This window comes from Pseudoalteromonas sp. S408, assembly GCF_005886645.1.
GTDB lineage: Bacteria > Pseudomonadota > Gammaproteobacteria > Enterobacterales > Alteromonadaceae > Pseudoalteromonas.
The window spans coordinates 379247-395508 of the sequence record NZ_PNDY01000001.1; the positions used below are offsets into that span (position 1 = coordinate 379247).

Here is a 16262-nt window from a genome sequence, read left to right on the forward strand (position 1 = left end):
AGCTACAAAATTGATTAACTTACAAGAGCTCGTCAAGTAAAGCCTAAAATCACCTGCAAGTGTAGAAGTGCTGATAAAGTGAACTTCACACAGCAGACGTTCACCTAAGTAGTTTAGCCTAAGACAAGGCATCCAACCCTACTTATCCCTATGAGCATACGGTTTGTATGTAATTAGGGTAAGTCGGGGTGGATAACGCAGTATTAGGTTAAAATACGACGGTGATTACATTTGCTCCATAACTTCAATGCCTAACAAATCCAATCCTATTTTTAACGTATCTGCCACCAAATTACACAACACTAAACGGCTGTCACGAACGCTTGGCTCTACGCCTTCTTTAAGTACTGGGCAAGCTTCGTAGAATGTCATGTATAAGCTGGCTAGCTCGTATAAGTAACCACATAATACGTGCGGAGTGGCCTCAGAGATCATTAAATCAAGCACTTCTTCAAGCTGAAGTAGTTTAAGTGCGAGTGCTTTTTCTTGCGGCTCAGCGATGGCTACATCAGCATTTAGCGAAGCGGCATCGACACCTGATTTACGGAAAATACTACGTACGCGAGTATAAGCATATTGTAAGTAAGGTGCTGTAGCGCCTTCAAAGCTTAACATGCTGTCCCAGTTAAATATGTAATCACTGGTACGGTGCTTAGAAAGATCAGCATATTTAACTGCGCCAATACCTACTTTACGCGCAATTTCGCTGCGATCATGATCCGATAAACCGGATTCACGCTCAGCTAGTTTTGTTGCTGCACGGCTGATTGACTCTTCAAGTAAATCAGCAAGTTTAACAGTGCCACCTGTACGGGTTTTAAAGGGTTTACCATCGGCGCCCATCATGGTGCCAAACGGGCAAAACTCGTAGCTTGTTTCATCGCGTAAAAGGCCTGCTTTACGTGCTGTAAGCTCTACTTGGTTAAAGTGAAGGCTCTGGCGTGCATCAACAAATATTAAAATACGTTCAGCACCCAATTTATTTGAGCGGTAATCACATGCGGCTAAATCGGTGGTTGCATATAAAAAGCCACCGCCTGATTTTTGCACGATAAACGCAGATGGCTCGCCATCTTTATTTGCAAGCTCATCTAAAAACACCACTTGTGCGCCTTGCGACTCTACAGCAATGTTTTTATCTTTTAATAAGCTAATAATATCGTTAAGCTCGCTGTTGTAGGCACTTTCAGCCATAATATCAGCTTGAGTAAGCGTTACATTTAGACGTTTGTAAACTTCCTCAGAGTGCTTAACTGAGGTTGCTATAAATAATTTCCATAGTTTTTCACAGTGCGCATCACCGCCTTGTAGTTTAACGACGTAATCACGGGCTTTATCGGCAAAGCCTTCTTCATCGTCAAAGCGTTTTTTAGCATCGCGGTAAAACGTTTCTAAATCAGCAAGCGCTACCGACTCTAAATCTACGCCTTGGCTAATTTGATCTTCTAAATGCGCAATCAGCATACCAAATTGTGTGCCCCAATCGCCCATGTGGTTTTGACGAATGACTTTATCGCCTCTAAATTCTAGTGCGCGTACAATGGCATCACCAATAATGGTTGAACGTAAATGGCCTACGTGCATTTCTTTTGCAAGGTTTGGCGATGAGTAATCTACCACAACAGTTTGCGGGTTAGCGTGCTCGTTTACGGCAAGCTTTGCATCTCTGTTAGCCGCTTCTACGCTTTTGGCTAAAAACTCAGGCTTTAAATGAATATTTATAAAACCAGGGCCAGCAATTTCTGTTTTTTCAGCAATGTCGCTTACATCTAGGTTATCAATAATTTTTTTCGCAAGCTCACGTGGGTTGCTTTTCATTTTTTTAGCGGCGCCCATTGCACCATTAATTTGGTAATCACCAAACTGTGGGCGTGTGCTTTGTGTAACCGCTGGGTTTGTATCTTCAGGTAGGCCTGCTGCGGTCATAGCTGCAATGGCTTTTTCTACTAAAATAGTACGAATGTTCATTATATTATTTACCTTTGTAAGCCCGCCTAAGCAGGCTTTCAGTTGACTGTAGTCAGTTGATTTTAGTTTTCGCGCGTATGGTTAAAGGTTACTTCTGGGTAACGCTCTGTTGATAAATTAAGGTTTACACGGCTCGGTGCTATGTAAGTTAGGTTATCGCCACCATCAAGTGCTAAGTTGCTTTCGCACTTACGTTTAAACTCTTCAAACTTTTTAACGTCAGTTGAGCTTACCCAGCGCGCTGTATTGACGTTTACACCTTCGTAAATAGCATCTACGTTGTACTCAGCTTTTAAGCGCGCTACAACTACATCAAACTGTAGTACACCTACCGCGCCTACAATTAAGTCGTTATTAATCAGCGGTCTAAATACTTGTACTGCACCTTCTTCAGAAAGCTGCACTAAACCTTTTAATAGCTGCTTTTGCTTAAGCGGATCGCGCAAACGAATGCGACGAAACAGTTCAGGCGCAAAGTTAGGAATACCGCTAAATTTAAGCTTTTCGCCTTGCGTAAAGGTATCGCCAATTTGAATTGTACCGTGGTTATGTAGGCCTATAATGTCGCCCGCGAATGCATCTGCTGCACGCTCACGATCGCCCGCCATAAACGTTACCGCATCAGAAATACTGACCTGTTTACCAAGGCGTACATGGTTCATTTTCATGCCTTGGCTGTATTTACCCGACACAATACGCATAAAGGCAATACGGTCACGGTGTTTAGGGTCCATGTTGGCCTGAATTTTAAACACAAAACCAGTAAAGTTTTCTTCTGATGCGACGACTTGGCGGTCTTCTGTTTCACGCGGTAATGGCGTAGGCGCCCACTGCGTTAAACCATCAAGCACGTGGTCAACACCAAAGTTACCTAGGGCTGTACCAAAGTACACTGGCGAAAGTTCACCCGCTAAAAATAGTTCAAGATCAAATTCGTTTGAAGCACCAATTACAAGCTCTAACTCTTCACGTAGTTGCTCAGCGAGTTCTTCACCAATAGCAGTATCAAGCTCTGGGTTATCAAGGCCTTTTACTGTACGTACTTCTTGAATAGTATGGCCTTGGCCTGTTTTATATAAAACCGCTTCGTCGTTATGAATATGGTAAACACCTTTAAACTCTTTACCACAACCAATTGGCCACGTAATAGGCGCACAGGCAATGTTTAGCTCTGTTTCTACTTCATCAAGGAGCTCCATTGGGTCACGAATATCACGGTCACACTTATTCATAAAGGTAACAATAGGGGTAGTACGTAGGCGCGTAACTTCCATCAGTTTACGAGTACGTTCTTCTACACCTTTTGCGGCATCAATAACCATTAAGCACGAATCTACCGCAGTCAGCGTACGGTAAGTATCTTCTGAAAAGTCTTCGTGTCCAGGAGTATCAAGTAAATTAACCAGCGCATTGTTATACGGAAATTGCATTACAGAGGTCGTAACCGATATACCACGCTCTTTTTCCATTTCCATCCAATCAGACTTTGCATGCTGATTAGAGCCACGGCCTTTTACAGTGCCGGCTTTTTGAATCGCTTGTCCGAACAATAGTACTTTTTCGGTGATGGTGGTTTTACCCGCATCCGGATGCGAGATGATTGCGAAGGTACGTCGTTTACTTATTTCGCTAAGGAGATTTTGGTCTGCCATTAAAAAGTTCTTATAGTTTAAATACGGATAATGTCACTATGAAGTGTGCAGACGTTTAAAGGCTAAAATAACTAAACCTCGAAACCTCAACACACCAAAACAAAGAGCAAATTAGCGCCTCATTTGCGATCCGTTATGTTAATCGTAATTGAAGACTATTTTCGCTGATCTTGACCCTTTAAACAATCAATGGTTAGTTATTAACTGATCTTTTTTATTAATATTTAAGCTTAAGCCATTTTGTTTGTAAAAAGACACTGCCTAAATACAAACTATCGACTAATTAAGTAATTAAAACCTCTGTTTATTGGAGCGTATATCTCTAATTAAAGTGTATATTTTAACGATGAGCAAATCGTAGGCTTGTTTAATAAACTTGTAACGCATACTATAAAAAGATTGCGTAAAGGATATTAGTTAGTTAATGAAAACCAGTAAGTTAAGCATTAGATTATTATGGTATATAACCCCGCTTGTTATATTGCCCCTGCTATTTTTAGGTGGCTTTACGTTAACTAATGTAACGAACTCAACTCAAAAACAAGCTGATTTGATCATGAGCCGCTTTGTTGAGCAGCAGCAACAAAAAGCGTTTAACTATATAGACTCTTTTCACTCTACGACTAAGTTACTTTCTCGTTCTCCGGTACTTAACGACTTTTTAGCCAATGACGCCCTTTCAGACGGAAATTATACACGTAGGCTTGGCGCTCTAATGGATGTATTTGCCAGTTATAATGAAGCCTACCCTGATATTATTAGCATAAATTTAGTGTCGGCTAGCGGTAAAAGTGACGCCTATCATTCAAATAATTTAACGATAGCGCCTAAAAACTACCCCTTTTTTAATCAGGTTATACAAAGTAATTTAAGCCAACAGCAGTTTATGGTTCAAAAACCCGACGGCACCACTAGCTTATATTTTGTTCAGCGAATCGACAGCGTGGGTTATTACCTAAAGCGTCCTCAACAACTGGGCTTTATTGTTGTAAATGTTGAACCTTCAATTTTAAATACCAGTATTTTAGAAGCGCCCTATAACAACACGCTTAATTTGTTACTGACCAAAGACGGTAAAATATTATTTAGCTCTAACTATAATTTACGTGGCCAATATATTAGCGAATACGAACTTAACAAGGTTCATGATTTAGCTGACATCGGCACACTTTCTACTATTGAGCTGTCGAGTATAGATAAAATAGAACGTATGATTTTTGCCGTACAAATGAGCGGTGGTTACTATTACGTATCAACGATCCCCAAAGCGGTGCTTCACCAGTCGGGCAAGGCAATTAGTTTAATTACAGGTCTGATTGTTATTATTTCAGTGATCTCGTTACCCATTTTAATATTTGTTGTTGTACGTAACTTATTGTTAAACCCAATAGAGCTATTAGGTGCAGCCAGCCACAGAGTCGGTGACGGAGACTTAGCGGTAAGCTTACCTGCTCATACCGATGACGAAGTGGGAATATTGTTTAACGACTTTAATCACATGGTTAATCAAATTAGGCATTATCAGCAACAGCTCGAAGAATACAAACACCATCTAGAAGACAAGGTAGAAAGCCGAACTCAAGCGCTTGAGTCAATGAACAGCCAACTTGAACTCGCTATTACTCAAGCAGAGCAAGCTAACCAACTTAAAAGCCGTTTTTTAGCAAACATGAGCCATGAAATTCGAACCCCTCTCACCGCTATTATGGGCTTTACGGAGCAGTTGCTACATAACGATAAAATAGTAAACGACAAACAAAATTTAAGTACTATTTTACGAAATTCAAAGCACTTACTTGAACTAATTAACAATATTTTGGATTTATCTAAAATTGAGGCTGAAAAGTTAGCTGTCGAGCAAACCTCAGTGAGCGTTGTACAGTTAATTCATGATATTGAATCAATCATAACGCCGTTGGCTCAAGAAAAGCGTTTAGAACTTAATATTATTTTTGACTTACCAATACCGCAAACTATATACACGGATGTAACACGCTTAAAGCAAATTTTAATCAATGTAGCAAACAACGCTGTTAAATTTACAGAGCAAGGGCATGTCACTATTTGTGTACATTATCATGCTAAAAGCAACCTTATTGAATTTGTAATCACCGATACCGGTATTGGTATGTCTGAGCATCAAATTTCTCGTGTATTTAAGCCATTTGAACAAGCAGATGCGACAACCACGCGACGCTTTGGTGGTACAGGATTAGGATTATGCATATCTAAAAACCTTGCACAATTACTTGGCGGCAACATAAAACTAGAAAGCGAAGTCGGCGAAGGAAGTAAATTTTCTATTAGTGCTGCTTGCCACTTAACAGGCAAAACACCAGCGCTTGAGCTCCTTGAAGAGCATTCACAATTAACTCCTGAAAAAGACCCTCTTTTATCATTTGCTACTAACAGCTTTGACGCAAATATTTTGGTAGCCGAAGATAACCCAGATAATCAGTTACTCATTAAGTTGCTTTTGCAAACTTGGGGGCTTGAGCCTGATATAGCAAATAATGGTGCACAAGCCGTAGAAATGGCACTAGTAAACGACTATCAGCTAATTATTATGGATATGCAAATGCCTGTTATGGGTGGGCTTGAAGCCACTAAAATGCTGCGACATGCTGCGTACGACGGTCCTATTATTGCGCTTACCGCAAACGTAATGAATCACGATATTGGCACCTATATTGAGGCTGGCTGCGACAAAGCTCTAGGAAAACCAATAGACAAAGATGCGCTCGAAAACGTACTTGTTAGCTACTTGCATCTTGAAAAAGATAATCAAAATAAGTGGGATGATTTGTTGAAAAGTGAAAAATTTCAGCAAATATCTAATAATTACTTAGCTAATTTACCTGATTATTTGAAGCAAATAAAAACGTTGCATCACACGCAAGATTGGGAAAGCCTAAAAGCAGTAGCACATAGTGTTAAAGGCAGCGCAGGATGTTTTAACTTTGATGCTATTTACAAAAGCGCAGGCGACCTTGAAGAAAACCTAAAAAGTAACGATAAATCACAAAGAGATGAAATTATAAACTCAGTAATAGTGGCAATACAGCAGGCAATTAACTCAAAATAAAACCGTTAGCTGCACGCAACTAAATATCACATAAACCCTAAGCTTAATGCCATACCCATTAAAATGGCATCTTCAAAGCCGTTTTTAGTTGCATCGTCACTTGGGTAATAATTCTTTCGTACCGACATCTCTATAAATCCGGCCTGCTCATAAAGCTTAATTGCGCGTGTATTTGACTCGCGTACTTCTAAAAATAAATTCTCTGCATTTTGCTGTTCACCGTGCTCTATAAATTTACTCAATAGCTGCTTAGCAATCCCCTTACCTTGATGCTCGGGCGTCACGCATATATCCATAAGCGTAAAATCAGGCCCCGCTTTTTCACCAATGTAAAAACCAACGAGTACATCACCATCAAAGGCGGCTAAATTAAAATAACGTCCACCAATACATGAACTCATTGTTTTTAAAGTCCAAGGATGACTGTGGCATGCCTTTTCGATAGCCATCAGCATCTCTACAGCATCGTTATTTACAGGTTTAAAGTTTATCAAGGTGTTCACTTATTAAAGCCCACAAAGCCCGTTTTTGGGTTGCGTTAAGTTGTGAGGATGGTAATTCGAGCTGATCACCCGTTAATTGCATGTGCTCACCTTTAACCACGCTATTTATAGCTACAGGCACTGCTGCACGATGAATATCTGCAAGTAATGAGCTAGAAAGCTCAAGGGATTCAAATAAAACAGGTGTTAATTCATTTTCCACATTACTTATAGGATTTTCAGAGCTGGCAGGTAAAAAATGAGTATTTAGTTCGAGGTTTTCAATACCAAAAACAGCTGCGTACCGTGAATGCATAACGACTCGATGAAATTAGTAAGTAAGATAATATAAGAATTAATAAATACGATGTAAAGAAGAAATGGCAGGGGCGGAGAGATTCGAACTCCCAACCGTCGGTTTTGGAGACCGCTGTTCTACCAATTGGAACTACGCCCCTGCAATGACGACGAATTATAGAGAAGTTTCGCTAAAGGTAAAGAGAAAAATCACACATTTAGTTCAACTGCTTTTTTAATAAGCAAAACGGTGAATTAGCATGCTAATTCACCGTTTTTTATCAGTTTAATTTACCAAACTTAATGCAGGGTAAGTTATTCCCATTCAATAGTTGCAGGTGGCTTACCTGAAATATCGTAAACTACACGTGAAATACCATCTATCTCGTTAATGATACGGTTAGAAACCACACCTAAAAACTCATAGGGTAAATGTGACCAACGCGCAGTCATAAAGTCGATAGTTTCAACACAACGAAGTGAAACAACCCAATCGTATTTACGTGCATCACCCATAACCCCTACCGATTTAACCGGTAAGAACACGGTAAACGCTTGGCTAACTTTATGGTAAAGCTCGGCTTTGTGTAGCTCTTCAATGAAGATAGCATCAGCACGGCGTAATAAATCACAGTACTCTTTTTTAATTTCACCTAGTACACGTACACCTAAACCTGGTCCAGGGAACGGGTGGCGGTAAAGCATGTCGTACGGTAAACCTAGCTCTAAACCAATTTTACGTACTTCATCTTTAAATAACTCACGAAGTGGCTCAACTAGGCCCATTTTCATGTCATCTGGTAATCCGCCCACATTGTGGTGAGATTTAATAACGTGCGCTTTACCAGTCGCTGAAGCTGCTGATTCAATTACGTCAGGGTAAATAGTACCTTGACCTAACCATTTTGCGTTTTTAAGCTTTTTAGCTTGCTCATCAAATACATTAATAAACGTGTGGCCAATAGCCTTACGTTTATCTTCTGGATCTGATTTACCAGCTAAATCATTTAAAAACTGATCTTCAGCATCTACTTTTACAATGTTTAAGCCAAATTTATTGCCAAACATATCCATTACTTGCTGACCTTCGTTTAAACGAAGCAGCCCGTTATCAACAAATACACAGGTTAGTCGCTCACCAATAGCACGATGAATAAGCATAGCCACAACCGATGAATCAACACCACCTGATAAGCCTAAAATAACTTCATCATCGCCAACAGTGTCTTTAATACGCTCAATGGCATCATCAATAATTTTTGCAGGAGTCCACAGTTTTTCACAACCACAAATATCAATTGCAAAGCGCTCTAGTAAACGTTGCCCTTGATGAGTGTGCGTTACTTCTGGGTGAAACTGCACGCCGTAAAAACGTTTTTCTTCATTAGACATAGCAGCATGCGGACACGTTGGTGTTTTAGCTGTTGTGCTAAAGCTTGCAGGTACTTCCATAACTTTATCGCCGTGGCTCATCCATACGTCTAAAACGCCGTTGCCGCCATCGGTAATATGATCTTCAATTGCATCAAACAATGCACAATTGCCGACCTTTTCAACTTGCGCGTAACCAAATTCTTTTTTATCAGAGCTGTGAACGCTGCCACCAAGTTGAGTTGCCATTGTTTGCATACCGTAACAAATGCCTAATACAGGAACGCCTGCATTAAACACATACTCAGGAGCGCGCGGGCTGTTTTCAAGTGTTGTTGATTCTGGGCCACCAGAAAGAATGATACCTTGTGGGTTAAACTCGCGGATTTGCTCTTCAGTCACATCCCATGCCCACAGCTCACAGTAAACACCAATTTCGCGTATACGGCGCGCGATTAATTGCGTGTATTGTGAACCAAAGTCTAAAATGAGAATTCGTGAATCGTGAATATCTTTGCTCATGGAGTATCTCGTAAAGTAGATGCTAATGCTAAATGCCGCTTTGAATACCAATTTTATTAAACATTACTAATTCTTGCAGGCTAAATAACTCACTAACCACGTTAAAAACTTCTTATTTAGAAGAAACTAAAAATCGAAATTTTTGCCTCGTTATTGAGCCATTTATCTGTCGCAATAATTGACCACTTTATTAATGCAATTGGTATTTATATAAACGACTAAAAAGAGGGCTTGCAAAGCAAGCCCAATAAATTATTAATTACGCGCTTAACCTAAGCGGTAATTTGGTGCTTCTTTGGTAATTTGCACATCATGTACGTGCGACTCACCCATACCTGCAGATGTAACACGTACAAACTGAGGTTTTGTATTAAGCTCTTCAATAGTTGCACAACCCGTTAAGCCCATTGCACTACGAAGACCGCCTACCTGCTGGTGAATAATAGTCGCAATTGGCCCTTTATAAGCTACGCGACCTTCAATACCTTCAGGTACCAACTTGTCTGCTTCGTTTGATTTTTGGAAGTAACGATCCGATGAACCTTCTTTTTGGTCCATCGCGCCTAAGCTGCCCATACCACGGTATGATTTGTAGTAACGCCCTTGGTATAGTTCTACTTCACCAGGCGCCTCTTCAGTACCAGCAAGCATTGAGCCCACCATCACACACGATGCACCTGCAACAAGCGCTTTTACGATGTCACCTGAGAAACGAATACCGCCATCAGCAATTACTGGAATGTCGCGACCTTTTAAACCATCAACTGCATCAGAAATAGCCGTAATTTGTGGTACACCACAACCAGTAACAATACGCGTTGTACAAATTGAACCTGGGCCGATACCTACTTTTACTGCATCAACACCTGCATCAGCAAGCGCTATTGCTCCTTCAGCAGTTGCAACATTACCCGCTACAATTTGAAGGTCTGGATAAGCCTGGCGAGTTTGCGATACACGGTCAATTACACCTTGAGAGTGGCCATGAGAAGTGTCAATAAGTAATACATCAACACCCGCTTCAACTAGTGCAGCAATACGCTCATCAGTACCGGCGCCAACACCTACAGCAGCACCTACACGTAAACGACCTAACTCGTCTTTACATGCATGTGGTTTATCTTGCGCTTTTTGGTAATCTTTTACGGTGATCATGCCCTTAAGTTTAAACGCATCATCAACAACTAAAATCTTCTCAATACGATGCTCATGCATTAGGCCTAAAATTTCTTCGCGAGCTGCGCCTTCCTTAACGGTAACAAGCTTTTCTTTTTTAGTCATAACAGTCGAAATTGGCTGTTCAAGTTTTGTTTCAAAACGCATATCGCGACTCGTAACAATACCTACTAAGGTGTTTTCTGGGTCGGTAACTGGAAAGCCTGAAAACCCTTTTTCTTCAGCAAGGTCCATAGCATCTGCAATTGTTAAATCAGCAGTCACTGTTACCGGGTAAGACACAATACCCGCTTCGTAGGTTTTAACTTTACGTACGTTTTTCGCTTGTTCTTCAATAGTCATGTTTTTATGAATAAAACCAAGACCACCTTCTTGCGCAAGGGCAATAGCTAAACGAGCTTCTGTAACAGTATCCATAGATGCTGAAATAAGCGGCAAGTTAAGTTTGATACCACGCGTTAAGCGAGTTGAAATATTTGCCGTGTGTGGCAAAACAGTAGAATGACCAGGTACTAAAAGTACGTCATCAAAGGTAAGAGCTTCTTTAGCAATTCTAAGCATTTTGGCAACTTCTCACATGTGGATCTAAGATAAGGAATTGCGGCCAAATTTTAACAGCGTTGTTGGCATTCGTAAATAATATTTCGCAAATATTTATGATAAACTTGCCTCATAAATAGTTTTAGGTTGTTTTTTATGTTTTCGAAGCCTTCGCAGACGGTTTATACCGTTTCGCGCCTTAATAGAGAGATCAGAACAGTATTAGAGCAAGGCTTTGCTTCATTAGTGCTGACTGGCGAAATTTCTAATTTTATTGCGCCAGCATCTGGGCATTGGTATTTTTCGTTAAAAGATGACAAAGCACAAATTAAAGCCGCTATGTGGCGAGGTAACAACCGAAGCCAAAGTTACCGCCCAGAAAACGGCGCACAAGTAACAGTAAGAGCACGCGTCTCACTTTATGAGCCTCGTGGCGATTACCAGCTTATTGTTGAGCATATGGAACCCGCTGGCGAAGGCCAACTCAAGCAAGAGTTTGACGCGCTAAAAATGCGTCTTGCTGCTGAAGGGCTGTTTAGCTCTGCGCATAAAAAGCCTTTACCGCTAAATATAAACCGTATTGGTGTAATCACCTCTGCAACAGGCGCAGCCATAAAAGATATTTTAACCGTACTTAAACGCCGTGCGCCGCAATTAGAAGTTATCATTTATCCTGCTATGGTGCAGGGCAAAGAAGCTCATGTGCATTTAATTAATCAAATAGAATTAGCTAATGCACGTAATGAAGTAGACGTACTTATTTTAGGACGCGGCGGCGGTTCACTTGAAGATTTATGGTGTTTTAACCACGAACAACTTGCGCGTGCTATTTATCAAAGTGAATTACCCATAGTCAGTGCGGTAGGCCACGAGATAGACACAACCATTAGCGATTACGTTGCCGATGTTCGCGCTGCGACTCCATCAGCGGCTGCTGAGCTTGTAAGCCCTAACACGCAAGAGCTACATAACAAAGTAACGCAACTCATTAACCGTTTAAGCAATGCCTTTAAACACGATATTGCTGATAAGCGCGCGCTTGCTACGCAATTACAGCATCGTCTTAACTTGTGCCATCCGCGCAATCAGCTCAATCAAAAAGCGCAACGATTAGACGAGCTAAGCATTGCTTTACAACAAGCAATGCTGCAGCGTTTGTACCAACAAGAACGTAATCTAAACAGTTTAACATCGCGCTTAATGCGCCAATCACCGGATAAAAAGCTAGCGCAGGCTTCGCATCAACTGTCGCAGTTACAAGCAAGGTTAAAACAGGCTATTCAACAGCAATTACAGCAAGCCAACAATAGCCTAGCATTACAAGCAAGTAAGCTCGACTCAGTAAGCCCCCTTAATGTTCTAGCGCGTGGCTACAGCATCACTAAAACGCCACAGGGGAAAGTAGTTAAATCGGTGGGTCAAATTAAAACAGGCGATGTGTTAATTACAGAGCTTGGCGATGGCATAATAAAATCAACAGCATCATAAAATACGCTTTCAGTTAAAGCTCTGTTGTCATTAATAGAGTTAATTCACTGTCGCTCGAGGTGGAGGTTGTTCTTTTAAACTGTAACCAAAACTCTTGCTTCATTAACTTATCGTTAAGCTCTCGCCAATGGGTATGATCGAATATATCGTTACCCGTTGGCGCTGCTAGTTTAAATTTACAAACCGATGACTTACATTCTGCGCTCACAATATCAGGCATTGAGGTTAAATCTGCGGTAAGTAAAAAATCCTGCAATGCGGTTTCAGTTTGATAAGCCCATTCTTCATTACGTTGTTGTTCATCAAACTGAGCCTGTAAAGCGGCTTCAATATCATTTGGGGCACGCAACTGCTTCACCACATTTTCCATTAACGACTTTTGCTTAGCTAATTGCAGCTTAAGTTGTGTAACTTGTTCTTCTAGGGGGAGCTCATCAATTTCTTGAGGTTCTAAAGCGGTGGAGGTGGTATTTTCATTTTGTTCTAAACTAACGACCTCTTCAGTAACAGCTGGTATCACTTTATTTGGTGTTGCTTCATTGCTTTTAGATTGCTGGGCATGTTTTTTTTGCAAAATAGTATTAATTTGATGTGCCTGTGCTGACTCTAAATCATTTGGGACTAAGTTAAAATAGCCCCAAGTCAAAACTACACCAGCAATAAACCCAACCCCTAAAGTTAACAAGCTATTCTTGTTCATTTTAATTCCCTTAAGTTTTTTTCTACTTACATGTCAAAGCATAGCGCTGGTATGGGATTCGTTTTCAGGCTCTGGTGTCGCTAAAAAGTTTTGGTTCATACTTTGTGCAGGACACGGACAATCCGGTCTGCCAATAATTTTAGCCGGTACGCCGACAGCGGTGGTATGTGGCGGCACCGCGGTTAAAACGACTGATCCTGCGCCAATACGCGCGCCCTCGCCTACCTCAATATTACCCAGCACCTTAGCACCTGCACCAATAAGCACACCGGCTCTAATTTTAGGATGACGGTCGCCCTGCTCGTTACCCGTACCACCAAGCGTAACCGATTGCAGTATCGATACGTTATCTTCAATGACTGCCGTTTCACCAATAACAATACCCGTTGCGTGGTCAAACATTATGCCTTTACCAACCTGACACGCAGGGTGAATATCTACGCCAAACACCTCAGAGGTACGGCTTTGAATAAAACGCGCCAGTTCTTTACGGTTTTGTTGCCACAAGCAGTTAGCTAAACGGTGAGCCTGAATAGCATGAAACCCCTTTAAATTTAAAATAACAGTCAGGTAGGTTTCTGCGGCTGGGTCTCTATCTTTTACAGCTTTAATGTCTTCTGCGACAAAAGACAGCATGCGATCGCATTTTACAAATGATTGATCGAATAATTCACGAATAGTAAATGCAGATACAACAGCATCCGCCAATTTATTAGCAACAATAAAGCTTAACGCCGAACCCAAGCACTCATGATTCAAAATACATGAATACACGTGACTTGCTAAAAGTGGTTCGCGAGTGACGACTTCATTTGCTTCACTTCGAAGCTGTTGCCAAATTTCATGACGCATAATACTGAACTGCCTTAAATTGATATAAAAAGAGCCTTTTGCTAAGTCTAACGGATTTAAAGCTCAAGGTGTTAACGCCTTAGTTATTTGTTCTGGTTATTAGGTATAACAAAGCACATTTAACAACTAAGTATTTAAAATTTAGTCAACCACGGTTAAATCGGCTGCACATATTAAATTTTTACCCGCAGTTTTTGCTTTGTATAATAAGTCATCGGCTTCTTTAACCATATTTTGTATTTTATAACTGTTACAAGGAATAACACTTGCCAGCCCAACACTAACAGTAAGTGTTTTACTTGGTAATGACAGCTCATTACAAATATTAAGCTGCTTTAACTGCTCTACAATAGCATTAATAATTATTGTTGCTTGTTCAGCGTTTGTGTTGCCATAAACAAGTACAAACTCCTCCCCGCCAAAACGTGCGCAAATATCACTGGGTCTTTTTGTATATTGCTTAAGGACTGCCGCAACTTGTTTTAAACACTCATCACCTTGTTGATGACCATAAGTGTCGTTAAGTAGCTTAAAGTCATCTAAATCAATTAATGCCAATGAAAGAGGCATGTTTAAACGCTTACACCTATTCCATTCTTGCTCTAAAAAGCTATCAAAATAACCACGATTAAATATATCAGTCAGCCCATCAATATTGGCCATTTTCTGGACTTCTTCTTCAGCGAGCTTTCGCTCTGTAATATTTTGATGCGTAATTACATAATAAAAATCAGTACTGTACTTAAATGGTACTACGCGCATCATAAACCAGCGTTTTTCATCATCACTATGGCATGGGTATTCTAAGTAAAACGCTTCTTGCTCTGCATTAATGACAGCATTGATTCCCTTCAATGCCCTTTCGCCTATTTCGTCACCATTGTCTGCTGCTTTTTTACAGGTAAATAAATAATTTTCTTTTTCCCAAGCACCGCATGAGCAGTCATTTTCTTCACCAAAGTTTTGCCATCCTTTATTTATAAAAACCATTTCTCCTTCTTTATTAATTACAACAACCTGCTCTGGCATAGTGTCCAAAACTAACTTTAAAAATAATTTATCATCTAGCACGCTTACCTTCAGACTTATAAGAATAATTGTCTGAAAGTATATGTACTTAGCGTTTTTTTGACAAAAATAAATGCGTACTTTTCTTTAAATTTATTATTTACCCAATCAAAGAATAAAAATGATACGACAGCAACACTCATTTTAAACCTGAACGAAAATCAAATAAAACACATTAAAATCAGTAGTTAAACACACATGACATACACAGTGTCATATGCCAAACTGCTCACTGGCATATTCATGACGGCGTAAAAAATAATAATAAACGCTAAATTAGCATCATCAACTCAACAAGGATAACGATGATGAAAAACGACATATTAAATACTAAAAAACTCGGCTATAAATTTTATTTTCAAGATGGCGACAATCAAATAGCCTGTTTTGGAAGTTACTTTACTGGTAAAGAAGAGGTGTATATAAATGATGATTTATTTAGTAAAAAGCGCAATGTAAATTGCACAAGCACCCACTCTTTTGATTTTGAGAACTCACAGTACCAAGTTAAGTTTGACATGCTCAATATACTCACAGGGCGAATGGAGTGCACACTTTATAAAGATACAAAAGTCGTTGCCAAACAAATTCAATGCAGTCTTCCTGACGATCCTAAAAAGGCTTTCTTTTTTATTGCTGGTTGCGCATTAGGCGGTGCAGTGTTTGGCTATGCAACTGCAACCATTGTTGAACTATTTGTAGGGAAGCTTTAACGTGCAATTAAATCCTACAACTGTTAAATCACTCAGAGGCCAGTTAAATTGGACTCAGCAGCAACTTGCTGACGCCTGCGATGTTAGTTTACGAACAATTCAACGGGTAGAGAAAGAAGGTGCAGCATCAAAAGAAACAACAATGGCTTTATGTGCTGTATTGGAAGTACGCCAAGGTGAATTAATTAAACTTGAAGATAACACTAACTCTTGCGATGTTAGTCCAGTTTTACACACGCGTAATATAACCTCAATTTTAGCACTATCGTCAGTAGTCAGCTTTATATTGGGGATGATCACTGTATTTTTTATAATGAGTTGAGGCGCTAAAAAATGTCAGAACGTAAA

13 protein-coding genes and 1 tRNA gene are annotated in these 16262 nt (G+C 40.2%); 4 read left to right on the forward strand and 10 right to left on the reverse strand.

Annotated elements, in window-relative coordinates:
* Window positions 1–225: 225 nt before the first annotated feature.
* Together argS and prfC are read right to left on the reverse strand one after the other, a co-directional pair.
* Window positions 226–1968, reverse strand: coding sequence for an arginine--tRNA ligase (gene argS / locus CWB62_RS01860; protein ID WP_138531051.1), 1743 nt, complete (start codon window positions 1966–1968; stop codon window positions 226–228).
* A 62-nt stretch (window positions 1969–2030) separates the two neighbouring features.
* Entirely contained in the window at window positions 2031–3620 is a 1590-nt protein-coding gene (gene prfC / locus CWB62_RS01865; protein WP_058403052.1) for a peptide chain release factor 3, read from the reverse strand.
* 424 nt (window positions 3621–4044) lie between these two features.
* Between prfC and CWB62_RS01870 the strand changes: the two genes are divergently transcribed.
* On the forward strand, window positions 4045–6705 hold the full coding sequence (locus CWB62_RS01870; protein ID WP_138531049.1) for an ATP-binding protein: 2661 nt from the start codon (window positions 4045–4047) through the stop codon (window positions 6703–6705).
* Between the two features lie 26 nt (window positions 6706–6731).
* Here the strand turns inward: CWB62_RS01870 and rimI are convergent, their stop codons facing one another.
* The 5 genes from rimI to guaB form a co-directional block, all read right to left on the reverse strand.
* Window positions 6732–7199, reverse strand: a complete 468-nt coding sequence (gene rimI / locus CWB62_RS01875; RefSeq protein WP_058403054.1) for a ribosomal protein S18-alanine N-acetyltransferase — start codon at window positions 7197–7199, stop codon at window positions 6732–6734.
* On the reverse strand, window positions 7186–7503 hold the full coding sequence (locus CWB62_RS01880) for a hypothetical protein (RefSeq protein WP_058403055.1): 318 nt from the start codon (window positions 7501–7503) through the stop codon (window positions 7186–7188). Before CWB62_RS01880 ends, rimI begins: the two co-directional genes overlap by 14 nt.
* Before the next feature lie 65 nt (window positions 7504–7568).
* Window positions 7569–7645: transfer RNA gene (locus tag CWB62_RS01885), tRNA-Trp, on the reverse strand.
* A 154-nt stretch (window positions 7646–7799) separates the two neighbouring features.
* A complete protein-coding gene (gene guaA / locus CWB62_RS01890; RefSeq protein ID WP_058403056.1) occupies window positions 7800–9377 on the reverse strand; it encodes a glutamine-hydrolyzing GMP synthase in 1578 nt (525 codons plus the stop codon).
* Window positions 9378–9644: 267 nt separating this feature from the next.
* Complete coding sequence (guaB, locus tag CWB62_RS01895) at window positions 9645–11114, reverse strand: IMP dehydrogenase (protein WP_058550849.1); 1470 nt, start codon at window positions 11112–11114, stop codon at window positions 9645–9647.
* A gap of 135 nt (window positions 11115–11249) precedes the next feature.
* Here guaB and xseA point away from each other — a divergent pair, with 135 nt between their 5' ends.
* On the forward strand, window positions 11250–12581 hold the full coding sequence (gene xseA, locus CWB62_RS01900) for an exodeoxyribonuclease VII large subunit (protein ID WP_058403057.1): 1332 nt from the start codon (window positions 11250–11252) through the stop codon (window positions 12579–12581).
* A 13-nt stretch (window positions 12582–12594) separates the two neighbouring features.
* Here xseA and CWB62_RS01905 read toward each other — a convergent pair whose 3' ends face one another.
* From CWB62_RS01905 to CWB62_RS01915, 3 genes are all read right to left on the reverse strand, one after another.
* On the reverse strand, window positions 12595–13281 hold the full coding sequence (locus CWB62_RS01905) for a hypothetical protein (protein ID WP_138527734.1): 687 nt from the start codon (window positions 13279–13281) through the stop codon (window positions 12595–12597).
* Between the two features lie 33 nt (window positions 13282–13314).
* Complete coding sequence (gene cysE / locus CWB62_RS01910) at window positions 13315–14133, reverse strand: serine O-acetyltransferase (RefSeq protein ID WP_138527736.1); 819 nt, start codon at window positions 14131–14133, stop codon at window positions 13315–13317.
* Window positions 14134–14274: 141 nt separating this feature from the next.
* Complete coding sequence (locus CWB62_RS01915; RefSeq protein WP_138527738.1) at window positions 14275–15204, reverse strand: sensor domain-containing diguanylate cyclase; 930 nt, start codon at window positions 15202–15204, stop codon at window positions 14275–14277.
* A gap of 302 nt (window positions 15205–15506) precedes the next feature.
* Here CWB62_RS01915 and CWB62_RS01920 point away from each other — a divergent pair, with 302 nt between their 5' ends.
* Both CWB62_RS01920 and CWB62_RS01925 read left to right on the forward strand, forming a co-directional pair.
* A complete protein-coding gene (locus CWB62_RS01920) occupies window positions 15507–15914 on the forward strand; it encodes a hypothetical protein (protein WP_138527740.1) in 408 nt (135 codons plus the stop codon).
* Window position 15915: 1 nt separating this feature from the next.
* The gene (locus CWB62_RS01925; RefSeq protein ID WP_138527742.1) at window positions 15916–16236 is read left to right on the forward strand and encodes a helix-turn-helix transcriptional regulator; all 321 of its coding nucleotides are present in this window, start codon (window positions 15916–15918) and stop codon (window positions 16234–16236) included.
* Window positions 16237–16262: the final 26 nt, after the last annotated feature.